The sequence below is a fragment of the Chryseobacterium sp. MYb328 genome, assembly GCF_037572595.1.
GTDB lineage: Bacteria > Bacteroidota > Bacteroidia > Flavobacteriales > Weeksellaceae > Chryseobacterium > Chryseobacterium pennae.
The window spans coordinates 74,561-88,257 of the sequence record NZ_JBBGZQ010000020.1 but is presented as its reverse complement, the minus strand read 5'-3'; the positions used below and the strand labels follow the sequence as shown (position 1 = coordinate 88,257).

At 37.1% G+C, this 13,697-nt stretch carries 10 protein-coding genes; 4 read left to right on the top strand and 6 right to left on the bottom strand.

The features are described from left to right. Nucleotides 1-59: 59 nt before the first annotated feature. Nucleotides 60-944: an AraC family transcriptional regulator gene (locus WH267_RS18260; protein WP_340010111.1), complete on the bottom strand. Its 885-nt coding sequence runs from the start codon at nucleotides 942-944 to the stop codon at nucleotides 60-62. 187 nt (nucleotides 945-1,131) lie between these two features. Here WH267_RS18260 and WH267_RS18255 point away from each other — a divergent pair, with 187 nt between their 5' ends. The 3 genes from WH267_RS18255 to WH267_RS18245 all read left to right on the top strand — a co-directional run bounded on the left by WH267_RS18255 (nucleotide 1,132) and on the right by WH267_RS18245 (nucleotide 5,816). After that, nucleotides 1,132-2,526 carry an aminopeptidase P family protein gene (locus WH267_RS18255; RefSeq protein WP_340010110.1) on the top strand — a complete coding sequence of 465 codons (1,395 nt, stop codon included), beginning with the start codon at nucleotides 1,132-1,134 and terminating at the stop codon, nucleotides 2,524-2,526. Between the two features lie 14 nt (nucleotides 2,527-2,540). Beyond that, complete coding sequence (locus tag WH267_RS18250; RefSeq protein WP_340010109.1) at nucleotides 2,541-4,712, top strand: S9 family peptidase; 2,172 nt, start codon at nucleotides 2,541-2,543, stop codon at nucleotides 4,710-4,712. 498 nt (nucleotides 4,713-5,210) lie between these two features. After that, nucleotides 5,211-5,816, top strand: coding sequence for a DNA-3-methyladenine glycosylase (locus tag WH267_RS18245; protein WP_340010108.1), 606 nt, complete (start codon nucleotides 5,211-5,213; stop codon nucleotides 5,814-5,816). Nucleotides 5,817-5,819: 3 nt separating this feature from the next. Here WH267_RS18245 and mug read toward each other — a convergent pair whose 3' ends face one another. Beyond that, the gene (gene mug / locus WH267_RS18240; RefSeq protein WP_340010107.1) at nucleotides 5,820-6,323 is read right to left on the bottom strand and encodes a G/U mismatch-specific DNA glycosylase; all 504 of its coding nucleotides are present in this window, start codon (nucleotides 6,321-6,323) and stop codon (nucleotides 5,820-5,822) included. A 288-nt stretch (nucleotides 6,324-6,611) separates the two neighbouring features. Between mug and WH267_RS18235 the strand changes: the two genes are divergently transcribed. After that, complete coding sequence (locus WH267_RS18235; protein WP_340010106.1) at nucleotides 6,612-6,929, top strand: DMT family transporter; 318 nt, start codon at nucleotides 6,612-6,614, stop codon at nucleotides 6,927-6,929. Between the two features lie 100 nt (nucleotides 6,930-7,029). Here WH267_RS18235 and WH267_RS18230 read toward each other — a convergent pair whose 3' ends face one another. The 4 genes from WH267_RS18230 to WH267_RS18215 all read right to left on the bottom strand — a co-directional run bounded on the left by WH267_RS18230 (nucleotide 7,030) and on the right by WH267_RS18215 (nucleotide 13,540). Continuing rightward, on the bottom strand, nucleotides 7,030-8,466 hold the full coding sequence (locus tag WH267_RS18230) for a SusD/RagB family nutrient-binding outer membrane lipoprotein (RefSeq protein WP_340010105.1): 1,437 nt from the start codon (nucleotides 8,464-8,466) through the stop codon (nucleotides 7,030-7,032). Between the two features lie 10 nt (nucleotides 8,467-8,476). Beyond that, a complete protein-coding gene (locus WH267_RS18225) occupies nucleotides 8,477-11,500 on the bottom strand; it encodes a SusC/RagA family TonB-linked outer membrane protein (RefSeq protein WP_340010104.1) in 3,024 nt (1,007 codons plus the stop codon). Nucleotides 11,501-11,784: 284 nt separating this feature from the next. Beyond that, the gene (locus WH267_RS18220; protein WP_340010103.1) at nucleotides 11,785-12,486 is read right to left on the bottom strand and encodes a LytR/AlgR family response regulator transcription factor; all 702 of its coding nucleotides are present in this window, start codon (nucleotides 12,484-12,486) and stop codon (nucleotides 11,785-11,787) included. Continuing rightward, nucleotides 12,467-13,540: a sensor histidine kinase gene (locus WH267_RS18215; RefSeq protein WP_340010102.1), complete on the bottom strand. Its 1,074-nt coding sequence runs from the start codon at nucleotides 13,538-13,540 to the stop codon at nucleotides 12,467-12,469. The genes WH267_RS18220 and WH267_RS18215 overlap by 20 nt, the downstream gene beginning before the upstream one ends. Between the last annotated feature and the right edge of the window lie 157 nt (nucleotides 13,541-13,697).

Sequence of the window (13,697 nt, the reverse complement as noted above, 5' to 3'; positions counted from 1 at the left end):
AATTTTAAAACGGTAAATGTTAATATTTTAATGTATTCTAACCGTATTTTAACATGTGATTATTCGTGGTCTGTAGTAGCCTCTTTATAATGCTTCAGATATTCTTTTGGAGAGTACTTCATGATGGATTTAAATACCCGGTTGAAGTTGGTAAGACTGTTGAATCCGCTGTTAAACGCAACGGATGAAATGCTGTACATACTGCTGGAGGTTAATAATCTGCAGGCTCTTTGTACCCGTAATTCATTAAGGTATTGAATATAAGTAATTCGGGTGCGTTTTTTAAAGGATCTACAGAATGCCTGTGGAGTCATGCAGGCCTCTTTTGCAATGGCATCAAGAGTAAGCTTATATTGAGTGAAATTTTTCTTAATATAGTTTTGGGCATCTATAATTCGCTGATCATTGTCTGAAATATGATTAGGCAGATTCTTTTCTGAAGAAAGGGGGATATGCAGATGTCTGTTCTGCATCAAGTGGTTTAAAATCTTTATAAAACCTATGATTTGTTCTATTCCCTGTGTTTTTTGTAAGGCTGCCATACTCTCTCCTACACTTGCTTTTAATTTTGAAGCAACCTGAAATCCTACTTTTGAGTGTTCAATGAAATTTTTAAGCTCTTCAAATTCGGGTAAATCAAAAAAGGCAACTATTTTTTTATCAGGATCGAAGAATATAGAGATCGCATGAACTTTTTGTTTTTCATTTTCTTTAAAATCTCCTTTGAAAACGTGAGACTGATTGGCGCCCAGATAAAAAATATCTCCGGGTTCGAAGGTGAAGAGGTTTTGTTCTATCGCCAGAGTACCATGCCCTTTAAGGATCCACATGATCTGTGTTTCCGTATGCCGGTGGAAATAAGGATAGAAATTAGGCATAATATCTTCCTGAATACGGATACTTTTGTTGGTGTCAGCAGGGACTGAAAACTGAAGGCTCTTCATATAATCAATACTTTATAAAACCAATGAAGGGGGTAGGTTAAAATATTGCCGAATTTAAGTAAAATATGAACATTAAATATCATATTAAAATACAAACTTTACATCTTCATAATTTTAATGAATAAAGTACTTCGAGTAGTACAAAATCGTAACTTTAAACTTTTAAAATAAAAAGTATTCATAATATATGTTTTCAGCACAGACTTATCAAGACAGAAGAGCCGTATTGCAAAGCAATGTGGCGAGTGGAATTCTATTGTTTTTAGGGAATATAGAGAATCCTGTAAACTTTGAGCATAATCCTTATTATTTCCGCCAGGACAGTACTTTCCTGTATTATTTCGGAATTCAGGAACCTAAGATTGCAGCTATTATTGATATTGATGAAAATAAGACCATTGTTTTCGGAGATGAACTGAGTATTGATGATATCGTCTGGATGGGCAGACAGGAAACTTTGAAAGAAAAGAGTCAAAAGTCTGGTGTGCAGGAAACTTTACCGTATGCCGAGCTTGCCCAATATATTCTGAAAGCACAGACATCCGGAAGAAAAGTACATTATCTTCCACCCTATCAGTCTTCCAATAAAATCTTATTGACGGACCTATTAGGAATTAAGATTGCAGAATTACAATCTTCTGTAGAAATGATTAAGGCTGTTGTAAAGCAACGTTCTGTAAAAGAAGCTCAGGAAATTGTACAGATAGAAGAAGCGGTGAATGTATCTAATGAAATGCATTTACTGGCCATGAGAATGGCAAAACCGGGCGTTAAAGAATATGAAATAGCCAATGCTATTCAATATCTTGCTGCTAATAAAGAATGTCAGATGTCTTATCCGCCAATTGTTACGATCAACGGTGGAATACTTCACAATCATTACCGTCTTAATACATTGAAGGAAGGTGATCTTTTCCTTAATGATTCCGGAGCAGAAACGGCTATGGGATATGCAGGTGACTTAACCAGAACATTTCCGGTAAGCAAAACCTTTAGTACAAAACAAAAAGAAATGTATGACGTGGTTTTGAATTCATTCAATAACGCTCAGAATCTTTTGAAACCGGGAGTTAAATTCAAAGATATTTACCTGAAAGCTTCTGAGTATCTGGTAGAAGGACTTGTTGATTTGGGCTTGATGAAAGGGAACCCTGAAGAGGCCGTAAAAAACAACGCTCATACTCTGTTTTTCCAATGTGGACTGGGACATATGATGGGATTGGATGTACATGATATGGAAGACCTTGGTGAGCAATATATAGGATATACCGAAGAAGAACCAAAAGATACCAAAACATTTGGTCTTAAATCTTTACGTTTAGGAAAGGCTTTGGAACCAGGATTTGTAGTAACCGTGGAACCCGGTATTTACATGATTCCTGAATTGATTGATATCTGGCAGGCCGAAAATAAAAGTGCTGAATTCATTAATTACGATAAGGTAAATGAATATCGAAACTTCGGTGGAGTTCGTGTGGAAGATGATTTCCTGATTACAGATGACAGTTACAGACTTCTTGGAAACGGATTGATTACAACCGTTGATGAAATTGAAAACTACAGAGCAGAGCATTTAGCTTAATTCCGATTTTCTATATGAAAAAGATAAAAAAACTAACAATTGTAGCATTATACTTTCTGTGTTTGTCACCATTTGCAGCACAGAAAACGCAATGGACTCCTGATGGTAATGCTTATTACTCATTTACCCAAAATGGTGTCGGGATTATTGACGTACTGAATCCTGGAAAAGATCAGGCTTTTTTAAGCAATAATGACTTAATTCCTTCCGGAAGCTCTACAGCTTTAGAAGTACAGAGCTTTCAGGTTTCACCGGATGGGAAAAGTTTATTGCTTTTTACCAATACCCAGAAAGTATGGCGCGATAATACCCGTGGAGATTATTGGATCTTTGATAAAAATACTAAAAAGCTCACACAGCTTGGGAAAAGCTTGCCCACCTCATCATTAATGTTTGCAAAGTTCTCTCCTGATGGTAAAAAGGTGGCTTATGTATCTAAGCATAATATTTATATTGAAGACCTTTCTAATAATCAGCTTACTAAGATTACTAATGATGGTACAGACCGAATGATTAACGGAACTTTTGATTGGGCTTATGAGGAAGAGTTCGGGACTCAGGATGGTTTCAGATGGTCTCCGGACGGAAGCAAAATTGCTTACTGGAAGCTGGATGCACGGGATACTAAAAACTTCCTGATGATCAATAATACCGATAGTCTATATTCATTTACTGTTCCTGTAGAATATCCGAAAGTGGGTGAAAATCCTTCGGGATGCAGTATCTGGTTCTATGATCTTGCTGCAAAATCTTCGAAGAAAGCAGACATTGCAGGTGACGAGGTACAACATTATATTCCGAGAATGGAATGGGTATTGGATTCTAAATCTATTATTTTGCAGCAGCTTAACAGAAAACAGAATCAGAGTAAAATTATAGTGGCAGACGCTCAGTCCGGAAGCAGCAAAACCATTCATACGGAAACAGATGCAGCATGGATTGACATCAAATCCCGCTGGAATGACAATGACCCAAGTGGCTGGGACTGGATCAACAATGGTAAAGAGTTCTTATGGCTTTCTGAAAAAGACGGCTGGAGACATATTTATAAAATAGATATGAACGGTAAGGAAACGTTGATTACAAAAGATGCTTTTGATGTGATTAAACCTGAGTTTTTTGATGTTCAGAACAAGCTGATCTACTTTTTGGCCTCCCCTGATAATGCTGCCCAGAAATATCTGTACAAAGTAAGTATGCAGGGTGGAAAAGCTCAAAAAATCACTCCTGCAGCGTACACCGGATCCAATCAATATACAATATCTCCCAACGGAAAAATTGCAATGTTTAACAACAGCAGTGTCAATGCGCGTTCAGCAGGAGCTGTGGTATCACTTCCGGAACATAAAGAGCTTGTAGCTGCCAAGAGTGTCTCAAAAGCAGATCCGGCGAGAGCCAAAACAGAATTTTTCCAGATTACTACACAGGATGGTGTTACTTTAGACGGATGGGTAGTAAAACCTAAAGATTTTGATCCTAATAAAAAATACCCGATTGTGTTTATGGTATATGGTGAACCCGGATCGCAAACCGTAACAGACAATTTCTACGCAGGAAAGAATGGTTTATATGTTGGAGATATGGCTCAGGACGGGTATCTGTATGTTTCCCTTGAAAATCGCGGAACTCCTGCTCCTAAAGGGCGTGAATGGAGAAAATCTATTTACCGTAAAATAGGACAGCTGAATATTCGCGATCAGGCTATGGGTGCTAAAGCGCTGTTTGCAAAATGGTCTTATGCAGATACTTCCAGAGTGGCTGTATGGGGCTGGAGCGGCGGCGGTTCTTCCACATTAAACCTTTTAGGCCAATATCCTGATATCTACCAGACCGGAATCGCGATTGCTCCGGTAGCCAACCAATTATTCTATGACAATATCTACCAGGAACGTTATATGGGACTTCCACAGGAAAACAGAGAAGATTTTGTAAACGGTTCTCCTCTGGCTTATGCTAAAAACCTTAAAGGGAATCTGTTACTGGTTCATGGAACAGGTGATGATAACGTGCATTATCAGAATACAGAAGTTTACATTAATGAACTTGTAAAATATAACAAACAGTTTCAGCTGATGTCTTATCCCAACAGAACTCACTCTATCAGTGAAGGTGAAGGAACATCATTGCATCTGGCTACAATGTTTACCAAATATTTAAAAGAACACTGTCCTCCGGGAGGAAGATAAGATAATCAATAGAAGTCTCACAGGAATGTGGGGCTTTTTTTGAGTAAGGAAGAAAAGGAGTAAGGAGTAAGGAGAAAGGAAGAGGGAGGCTGGGGGCAGGAAGTACTTGCAGTCAGGAGGCAATTCTATTTTTTTTTAGATGTACTTTCATCTGTTCCTTTTGAATTTCTGCAGTAGCTTCCTCTAAAATGTTTGCTTCTCCTTTTTTTAATCTTAAACCGGCTTTATCAGCAAAGTTGCTGTACAGTTGGCTATTGCATTTAAATAGTGTTTTAATCAAGTTAGAAATGTCATTCAGAAGTTATCAACGAAATAGTAACCTCCAGCTTCCCTCTCCCCGCCTCCAACTTCTTTTACTGCTTTTCAACGATGCTTTACTGAAGTTAAAAATGTAATTCAAAAGTTATATATGTCCAATAGTAACTTCCAGCCTCAAGCTTCCCCCTTCCAGCCCTTCATATAACAAATTATTACTAATTTTAGGCAAACATAAATCATTTGAAACTACCACTCTCCTATTATTCAGCCCAAGACGTCCTTTTTCTGGCTCAGGATCTTTTGGGAAAAGTACTTTTTACAGAAATCAATGGTGAAATAACAGCCGGAATTATTGTAGAAACGGAAGCTTATAATGGAGTTTACGACAAAGCTTCTCATGCTTACGGAGGCAGACGTACAGACCGAACTGAGACACTGTACAGCCATGGCGGAATTTCTTACGTGTATTTATGTTATGGCATTCACCATCTTTTCAATGTGGTAACTTCTGTGGAAGATGAGCCTCATGCCGTTCTGGTGAGAGCTATTGAACCGTTAATCGGAACTGAGATTATGGAAAACAGGAGAAATATGCCCGCTTCTAAAGCTGTAATTTCCTCTGGCCCCGGATCTGCTGCTAAAGCTTTGGGAATTGATCGTTCATTTAATAAAAAAGATCTGACCGGAAATGAAATATGGATTGAAGATCGCGGAATTCAGTATCCTTCTGAAGATATCGTTACAGGGCCTCGCATAGGAGTTGCTTATGCACAGGAAGATGCATTATTACCCTGGCGTTTTTTTGTGAAGGGAAATAAATATGTGAGCAAGCCCAACATAATATAGATTTTACGATGAATGAATGGTCTGATAAAACTCTTTGTAATAAGCAACAAGATCATCCAAAGAAAATCCACGATTTAAACCACTTGTATTAGGTAAAACCCAGACTTTTGCCCCACAAAAATCCTCCGGCTGTTGTCCCCATTGAATTTCTTTCTTTTTAGAAAAGGCTTTATAAGCAGCCTTACCCAGAAAAGCTACATACTTAGGCTGAAATTCTGTTATTTTGGCCTTAAACGTTTCAAGAGCATCATCAAATTCTTCCTTTGAAAGTTCATCAGCGCGGGAAGTTGCTCTTGCAACAGCCGTTGTTAACCCACACCCGAATTCTAGAATAACAGTATCATTCACCGCTTCAATCTCATAAGGAGTAAAACCTGAGAGATGAAGAACTTTCCAAAAACGGTTGCTCCTCCCTGAAAAATGATGGCCATCGTTGGAGGATTTTAAGCCTGGATTAATTCCGCAAAAGATTACATTGAGATTAGAGGTAATGATATCTGTTAGCATATCTGAAGTAAATTAAATAGATCTGTTTTTTATAATTTAAAGATATCAAATATTTTGGTTATTTAAACTTAGATTGGTTTAAGATGTTTAGCGTTTCATTCTCAAAATAATACGATTTATCAGTGTTTTTTGCAGGGTCACTTAGTTTCTACCTCTGGATATGAGTAGATCCCGGTACCTTTGTATGGTAATTGAGAAGGATGAAATAGTATAATGATGACCATTAAAATAAATTAGAAGTCATTAGCGATAGATTTTCATTCCTAATCATTAAAAAAAATAAATAGTATGAACTGGATTGCGTTAATTATTGCAGGGATTTTTGAAATCGGATGGCCGTTGGGGCTTAAGTTATCTCAGCAGCCTGAAAATAATAAATGGAACTGGATCATGTTTTCAATCGCATGTATGTCAGTGAGTGGTGGTTTTCTCTGGTATGCTCAGAAAAGTATTCCCATTGGGACGGCATATGCTGTGTGGACAGGAATTGGTGCAGTAGGAACTTTATTAGTAGGTATTATATTTTTTCAGGACTCAGCAAGTATCTTAAGATTACTATCAGCATTGCTGATTGTAGTAGGAATCATTGGACTTAAACTTTTTTAACCACTAAAACGGTAACTCTAATAGCAGTAAAAAAGCCTGCATTATAAAAATACAGGCTTCATGTATAAAATAATTGATATGAAAAAAGTAAAAAACTTATTTACTGAACATCCCAGAAAACTTTTGTTGTGAGTTTATCACCACCAATGGCTGCTGAAGCTTTGGCATAATTAGTTCCATTAGTTGTTGCTTCCAATGTTGGATACTGAAGTCTTACAGGAATTTTTCCGCCAGCATTGGCAATAGCGGTAGGTGGAGCCTGTAAAACCGGAAAGTCTAATCTCCGGTAAAAATTCCAGGATACTACAGGATGGTTGTACATAGCAACCCATGACTGCTCTCCAATAGATTTTTTCCAGTTGGAAGCATCATAAGGATTATTTGAAAGGTAGTTCTGTGCATCCTGGGTAGAAAGCCCCCATTCCAGGAAAGAGGCCTGTACAGCATTCTGATAAAGAACCCCGGGACTTCCGCCAATTCCAAATCTGGCCGCTGCTTCTGTAAGGTAAAAAGCAACTTCAGTACTGGTCATTAGTTTTCCGGGAGTAACAGGAATGTAAGCGAAAATCCCCGGAGCAGAAAAATCTGAGAAAACACCTGATACTCCTATTACCTGACCAATATATTCACCATGTACATCCTGAAAGTATTGAGTTCTTCTGGGATCGGAAGTGGCATTAAGAAAATCTATAAAAGGCTTTCCTCCAAAAAAATCATCCCTTCCACTATTGGCAATATTTTCAAACAATGGGTTAAAGTTAGGCGTTTCAGCCTGATACTTAAAAAGAGCATTATCTGTTTCATTGGTAATAACTCCTCCTGTAATCGCTGCATTGATAGTAGATTGAGCCAGTGCAGGATTAACGTCAGAAAGAGCAATTCCTAATTTTAAAAGCAGAGAATTTCCAAATTTTTTCCATTTTCCTATATCTCCTCTGTAAAGAATATCTCCCGAGCCGAAACTGCCTTCTCCCTCTTCCAGATTATTGAGATCTGTTTGTAAGCGATGGATTAATTTTCCGTAAATCTCTGTATCATTTTCGTAGGTAGGAAGAGGAAATTTATCATAATTAAGAGCCTGACTGTAAGGAATGTCACCAAAAGTATCAACCATGGTCTGAAATGTATATACTGAAAGAATATCAATAATAGCCAGCTGATTCTGTTTCTTTGCAGGCCAGGTATTCACTTCTGAGGCTGTGGGCTGATATTGTTCTATAAGTTCTTTAGCCTTATTCAGATTATTCAGAACATTCACATAATTGTCTGCCCACACATTATTGGAGACATTTCTTGCTGTAAAATTATAATTACTTTCACTTACATAGGTTACTTCCTGCCAGTATTGCATAGTAAGGCGAAAATTATTTTCATTGACGCTCGGAGTGGTCATATAATCACTGAGTTCTTTTTCTGCATATGTGAGAAGAGGCTCAGGAGCCATAGTATAGGCTACATTGGCATCATCATTCACATGATCTGATGTACAGTTTGTAAGGGCCAGTACTAAAAGAGAGCTTATTATAATGTTTTTCATGGTAACGGTTTTAAAAATTAACTTTCAGATTGAAGGCAAAGTTTCTGGTAGAAGGCATTACTCCGGATTGATATCCCTGGATACTTCCTGATGAAAGCCCGGATTCCGGATCTGCATAAGGAAGATTCTTATGAATAATCCACAGGTTGCTTCCTGTCAGCCCAAGTGTAAGGTTCTGGATCCCTGCCTTTTTTAAGAATTGATTGTTGAAGGTATAAGAAACAGATACCTGGCGAAGCTTGATAAAACTTGCATCGTACACAAATGCTGCCACAGGAGGATCGGTTTCCAGCGTCTGGCTGGACATTGAACGGTCAAGGCGGATGGTATTGGGAATATATTGCCCCGGATTATTAGGATTCTGCATTACACCCGGTAAAATAACACCGCCACCATTATCTAAAGGATTTCTAACAGGATTTCCAAGATCATTAAAGCCTACAGAATCCGGATAAAGTCCAGTTCCATAACCATAATACTGATCCAGAGAAAATACTTTTCCTCCTTTTTTCCAATCGATCTGAAAGCTTAAATTAAAGTTTTTATAAGTAAATGAATTATTCAGGCCTGCCACAAAATCAGACTGAAAACTCCCAAGATTATGATTGCTGTCATCAGTATGCAGATAAGCCCCATTACTTCCTATAATCTTGTTCCCATTGGGATCATAAACAAAATCTGCTCCCCAGATACTTCCATATTCCTCGTTGAGGGGAGCATTAATGGAAATACCACCCTGTAGGGATCCAAGCGTAATATTTTCTATACCTTCCCGTAAAGCTGTGACTTTAGTTTTGGGATTAGACCAGTTAATAGACATATCCCAGTTAAAATATTCAGATTTCAATGGAGTCACATTCAAAGTAAGTTCAATCCCTTTTGTGGTAAGCTCACCTGTATTCTGAATTTTAGACAGAGAGCCCGTTGCCAGAGAAATGGGAAGGGGTAATATTTGATCAAATGCAATATTTCTGAACCAGGAAAGATCTATTCCTATCCTGTTTTTTAAAAACTGCATGTTGGTTCCTATTTCAAGATTTTTCAGTTTCTGGGGAAGAAGGTCTGCATTCCTTAAAGAAGTATTGTAAGAATACACAGGATTATTATCTATAGATGCCTGAGGAATGTATCTGTTTCTTAGTTGATCTGCATTAGTATCCGAACCTACTTCTGCATACGCTGCTCTTATCTTTCCGAAACTTAACCATGGTTGTTTCAACAGATTGGAGAATACAACACTGGCAGAAACGGAAGGATAATAATAAACCTGTTTTGCTTTAGGTAATGAGGTAGACTGATCTCTTCTGAAAGTTCCTTCCAGATAATAAGTGTTTTTATATCCTAGAGAAGCCTGTACAAATGCTCCATAAATATATTTTGTATTATCGTTTACAATAGGTTTGGCAGGAGTGGATGCCGAATTGGAAATAGTATAAAGATCAGGAATATATAAACCTCCTGTTGTTGTCTGTGCATTGGAATAATTTGACTGTACATTGACATTGCCTCCCAATAATGCCTGCAGATTTAAGTCCTCTGTAATATTATTTTTATAAGTAGCGATCAGGTCATAATTGGTTTCTGTAAAGCGGAGATTCGTAACTGCATATCCCGAAGGCTGTTCTATAGGATTAAAGCTGAAAAAAGCCGGCATGGAACCTACTGCTTTTCTTTCCTCAGTCATCATGGTATACCCGTCAATTCCTACTCTTCCCAGAATATTGATGCTTTTTGAAACATCATAGTTCAGGCTGAAGTTTCCGGCAAAACGGTCTCTATTGTCATTCTGATAATTCTGATACCGTGAAAAATAAGGATTATCCCAATAAGAAGGAGAAAGATTATCCGGTCCTTTTATATTCCATGTATAGTTTTTATGGTAAGTATCATAAAGATATTTCTGATCCTGAATATCTATATTGGTTGCCCACCACTGTCGGAATCCGGTCATAATATTATCCGTATATCCTGTGGAATTTCTTCCTTTGGTTCTTTGTGTGATATAATTTGCAAAAAGAGTTGCTGTAAGTTTATCGGTAATCTTATAAGTTGCATTTCCGCCAAAATTATTTTTCATTAAGGAAGAATTAGGCATAATATCCGTAGCATTGGTATTAGAATAGCTCAGTCTGAAGGTTGCCTTATCATTTCCGCCACTCAAAGCAATATTATTGGTTTGGTTAATAGCCTTTTCAAAGAAGGTAATCGGTCCGTTTTTAGCCATTACCCAAGGTGTTTTCTTTCCAAAGTTTTTGGAACCGGGGATGAAGGCATCATATTGCCATACCATAAGATTGGGATCATATGGAGCTCCGTAAGAGGCATCATGCCACAAAATTGCCATTGGTTCATTCTTGTATGGCGGAAAATAATTTCCCCAGTATCCCTGTCCATATTGTGTCTGGTATTCCGGAAAAGTTGATTTATCAACAGTAGATACAGAAATACTTCCACTGTATTCCAATCCGATGCCCTGTGAGTTTTTCTTTCCCTTTTTAGTAGTGATGATAATAGCCCCGTTTTGCGCTCTGGATCCATATAAAGCTGTTGCAGCAGCCCCTTTTAATACATTCACTGTTTCAATATCATTAGGATTGATATCCGAAACAGGACTTCCATAATCATAACCACCACCTCCGTTTTGCTGAACCGTTGAATTTATATTCCTATTGATAATGGGAACTCCATCTACGACAAATAAAGCCTGGTTATCACCCAAAATAGATTTATACCCTCTTGATACGGCATCTATTGAGCCTCCGAAGTTGGTAGACTGCCTGATCTCAAGTCCTGCCACTTTCCCTGATAAATTATTCAAGAAATTGGTTGTAGGATTTTTGCTGAGATCTTCCCCTTTTACCTCCTGTGTAGAATACCCTAAAGATCTTTTTTCTCTTTTGATTCCTAATGCGGTGACAACAATCCCTTCAATATTGTTTGTGATAAGGGTGTCCTGTTTTCCCTGGCTGAAATAGGTTTCGCTTCCGATAAAAAAAGCGACTCCCGCACTTAAAAGCTTTAACTTATATTTCATAATTATTGATTTTGCTTATTGTTTATTCAAAATTCAATAATTGGTGAAGAATATCGTGAAATCTATATATGAATGGCAGGATGCAGTCTACTAAAATATGAGTAATGAGTTACGGAGATTGTTTTTATTATTACTGGAATAAAATATATTACAGTATCTTAAATGATTTAAAAAACTTTGGAAATCTGCAGCCTCCACAACTCCTGAATTGAAGGACTATACATTCCCCTCCTCTGAAGGGGTGGCAAAAATTCCTCTAATTTTTGACGGGGTGGTTTTAAACCCTACAAGTCAATAAATGGCTTGTAAGTCCGGCCAATAGGAAGCTTTTTGCCTTTAATCTGTACAATGGTTGCAGATTTTACTTCGATTTTTGGTTTGGAAATAATATAGGACTTATGAATACGGGTAAAGATATTCGGGTTTAGACTTGCCTCTATTTTACTGATTGGCATTTTAAAGGTAAATGTCTCTGTTTTAGTATGAATATGAATGTATTCCCTTAAACTTTCGATATAAAAAATGTCCTGTAGAATGATCTTAATCTGTTTCTTGCCACTACTGATAAAAATATGATCGCGTTCAGCCATTTCCAGTAAGGCATCTTCAGCTTCCATTAAGTATTTAAATTTACCAACGGCTGTTACAAACCGTTCATAAGGAATAGGTTTCAGTAAATAATCTGCAATATCCAGTTCATATCCCTCTACTGCATATTGATGATAGGCTGTTGTTACAATCACAAATGGCGGATTCTTCAGTTGTTTCAAAAATTCAAAGCCTTTAACCACCGGGAGATGAAGATCTAAGAACATCAGATCTACTTTATGAATACTCAAAAGATTGCTTGCATGTACAGCATCAGAACATGTACCTGTCAGAGTCAGTTCCGGATCCCGGGAAATAAAAGTTTCGAGAATTTCTGCGGCAATGGGCTCGTCTTCTACAATAATACAGTTGTATTTTTTAGAGGTTGGATGTATCATTGAAATCAATTTTGAGTTGCACAATATATCGGTCAGTTTTATTCTCAACAGTTAGCCTGTGTTTAGGATAAAGCAGTTCAAGCTGGCGGCGGATATTTTTCAGTCCTATTTTAGTAGAATGCTGATGAGATCTCTCTTCTTTGGAATTTTCAATAGAATAGGTAAGAATTCCGTCTGCCAGTTTAATATCAATGGTAATAAAAGACTTTCCCAGACTTTCGGAAACACCATGCTTAAAAGCATTTTCAACAAACTGAATCAGGATAAGCGGTGAAATTTCCTGAGAAGGATTATCGATACTTTCCTGTAATTGTACACTAAGATGGTGATGTCTTATTTTCTGAATCTGTAAAAAATCCTTAATATTTTCAATATCTTTTTCTATGGAAATACTTTTTTCAGCCGCTTCATAGATATTGTACCGCATGATTTTGGAGAGCTGGAGAATTACATCAGGGGTTTCATCTGCCTTTTTAAGAGCCATTCCATAGATATTATTCAGAGTATTAAACAGAAAGTGAGGATTGATCTGGGCTTTTAACATGGTAAGTTCCTGATCCAGTTTTTCCGATTTCAATTGAGAAATCTGTTCTTTCAGCATGTTTTTCTGTCTTGTAATTTCTACTCCGAAAACCAATCCAACCATAAAAATAAGATCCATAAAGGAATTGAAAGCCACCAGACCGTTGATAAATCCGGAAGGCTGCTTATCACCTAAAGTCTCAGTGACTCCATAGATATAAGGATAAATAATATAATGGGTAAAAAACCGATGTCCTAAAACGGCGAGTATAATAATCAGAATATAGAGAATACATTTAATAACCTTATTAAAATGAATCTTTTCATACACATACAATAATAAATAAGCAAGAGGAATTTTAATCAGAAGATACCCCAGTTCCAGAAGAAGGGTATTCTGAAGCCGTATCTGCCAAGTGAAATCCGGAAACTGGTATCTGGACCAGTAAAAGTCAAGATATGCCTCCAGAATATAATACAATATCCAAAAAAGCAAATGAACCTGTACCTTGGATTTTATGATTGATTTCAAGCTTATTATGATTTAAAAGTACAAAGTAATATTGTTCAGTCAAATATAAAAATATAAAAGCTATAAAAACAGTTCTTTCATCTACAAACAACCTATAGGATTAATACAGTAATATCAAAAATGTTTTATTAATCCTTCTTAACAGTTCAAAATAAAG